At 44.9% G+C, this 2,323-nt stretch carries 4 protein-coding genes; 2 read left to right on the top strand and 2 right to left on the bottom strand.

Annotation, left to right across the window (positions count from 1 at the left end):
- Positions 1 to 48: 48 nt before the first annotated feature.
- A complete protein-coding gene (gene tusA / locus AB4232_RS21920) occupies positions 49 to 300 on the bottom strand; it encodes a sulfurtransferase TusA (RefSeq protein ID WP_004736675.1) in 252 nt (83 codons plus the stop codon).
- 149 nt (positions 301 to 449) lie between these two features.
- Here tusA and AB4232_RS21915 point away from each other — a divergent pair, with 149 nt between their 5' ends.
- Both AB4232_RS21915 and AB4232_RS21910 read left to right on the top strand, forming a co-directional pair.
- Complete coding sequence (locus tag AB4232_RS21915) at positions 450 to 635, top strand: hypothetical protein (protein WP_004736674.1); 186 nt, start codon at positions 450 to 452, stop codon at positions 633 to 635.
- A gap of 156 nt (positions 636 to 791) precedes the next feature.
- A complete protein-coding gene (locus AB4232_RS21910) occupies positions 792 to 1,733 on the top strand; it encodes a LysR family transcriptional regulator (protein WP_012602956.1) in 942 nt (313 codons plus the stop codon).
- 71 nt (positions 1,734 to 1,804) lie between these two features.
- Here AB4232_RS21910 and AB4232_RS21905 read toward each other — a convergent pair.
- On the bottom strand, positions 1,805 to 2,323 hold a 519-nt coding region (locus AB4232_RS21905; RefSeq protein WP_372088007.1), incomplete at its 5' end, for a zinc-binding dehydrogenase.

The raw sequence follows: 2,323 nt of genomic DNA, 5'->3' as shown, positions 1-2,323 counted from the left end.
AACATAAGGTACGAGCGGCTTTTTTGATACTTGATAGTCGGTGGGGCGTTACGCCTCCAATCCCTTTCTGATCAAATACTGGTAAGGCAACGTTTCTGTCGCTTGGCCTACCAACTGGTGATCCATGAATCGACAAAAGCTCGGAATATCACGAGTTGTCGAAGGATCGTCAGCTTTTACCAGTAACACATCGCCATCCTGCATGTTTCTAATTGTCTTCCTGACCATCATTACTGGCTCTGGGCAACGCAGGCCTTCAGCTTCTAAAGTGTGGGTTGCCAGTTCAGGTTTGAATGTCATGGTTTGTATCTCTATATCTATCTAACGAGTGAATAATACGTCTGCAGAAAAAATATGCAATAAGTGCTTGGCAAACGGAACCATTTCCTATAACTTAATTAACAAGTTGATAACAACTTAAATCAAAGGCAACTAGCTAAGGAGTGGCGATGTTGACAGGATTAGATAGATTAACAATTTATTCAGTTCTCTGTTTTATTTCTTTTTGTGCGTTAGTACTACGCTCATCGACAGAGACCTCTCTAATGCCAATTTTTGGCATAGTAGCAACGATTATTGGTATTTGGGTAGAGATGCGCCGTTGGCAAGGCATAGCCGAGGAGCAAGAGCACTAACCTGAATACAGCAAGCAAATTCCAATACGACAACATTCCGACACTATCCCCAGATTTTCTTGGGCTTCCCCGCGTAATTGCGGGATTTTTTTTATCTAAAGCATGCTATAAACAACTTAGTGACCAATGATAATTGTATACAGCTAGGTAAGTGGCGTGGAATTAGAAGACATCTATCGTAGAGACCTGAATTTACTGGTCGCCTTAAAGGTATTGATTGAAGAGGGCAGTGTTAGTCAAGCTGCGCTTCGTCTTAACCTAAGCCAGTCGGCAACCAGCCGAGTATTAGGCCGCTTAAGAGAACTACTCAATGATCCCCTGTTTACACGCCAAGGTCAGCACCTTATTCCCACTAAGAAAGCTCTCGAGATCAGCCAGCGCATTGATCAGCCTTTAGAATCATTCCGTCAGTTGCTTAGTCCGAGTGATTTCGATCCTTACTATTGCAGTGAGCGTTTTTTAATTGCGACCACTGACTACGCGATGCAAACTATCTTGCCTTATGCTCTGCCGAAGATTTATGAGCAAGCGCCGAACATCTCTTTGGAGTTTGCACCATTGCAGCATGAGCATTTGTTTAAACAGCTCAGCACCGAACGTGTCGATATGGCGATTTGTCGCCCGAGTGGCAGCATTGCTCCACTTCATCAAGAGGTATTGGGGCCGGTCGGTGTGTCGTGCCTGTTATCTAAGAATCACCCATTAGCCGATAAGCCTTTAAGCCTTGAAGACTATGTATCACTCCCGCACGCGATGATTGCGATCAGTGATGGTGTTAAGGCTTTATTAGACAACGCGTTAGCCAATCAACAGCCTCGTAAAATGGTGTTGCGTGCTTATCACCTTGAAGCGGCATTGGCGATTGTCGATAGAATGCCGTTGGTGATTACTGTGCCTGCTGATTTGGCTTATTTGGTGGCGGAGCGTTATGACTTGGTTGTTAAGCCATTACCATTTGAATTTATGCCGTTTGATTACTCACTGATCTGGCACTCGCGTTGCGATTCTTCTGCCTCGCAACAATGGTTAAGAAGAGTAGTAAAAGAAGAATGTGGTGAGCTGATTCAGAAGCGTATTGCGGATGTAGGTTTGGGTTAGGCTTTGTATTGAATAGCAAACAGAAAAAAGGGCTGATCGTGATCAGCCCTTTTGTTTTGCGTGTTAAGTGATTACAGCTTGATAACTACACGACCAGTAATTTGACCGTTAGTGATGTCTTCCGCAGCTTGAATTGCGCCATCTAAAGACACTTCTTTAGTCGCTTGGCCGTAGAAAGACTCAGGTAGTAATTCAGCCAGTTGTTCCCACGCTTTAATACGTTTTTCACGAGGGCACATTACTGAATCCACACCTTGTAGACGAACGTTACGTAGAATGAATGGCATTACCGTAGTTGGTAAGTCAAAGCCGCCGGCTAGGCCACACATTGCAACCGCGCCGTTGTAATCAATTTGCGCCAATACTTTAGCAAGTACCTTGCTACCTACTGTATCGATAGCACCAGCCCACAGTTGTTTCTCAAGTGGTTTCGCTGGTTCTTCTAATTCAGCACGCTCTACAATGCGTGTTGCACCTAGTGATTTTAGAAGCTCGCCATTTTCTGAAGCTCGGCCAGTAACCGCTGCTACTTTGTAGCCTAGTTGGTTTAGTAGCGTAATAGACACGCTGCCTACGCCGCCACTAGCACC

Source organism: Vibrio sp. 10N.286.46.A8 (assembly GCF_041470165.1).
Lineage (GTDB): Bacteria > Pseudomonadota > Gammaproteobacteria > Enterobacterales > Vibrionaceae > Vibrio > Vibrio tasmaniensis_A.
This window is presented reverse-complemented; position numbering and strand designations above follow the sequence as displayed.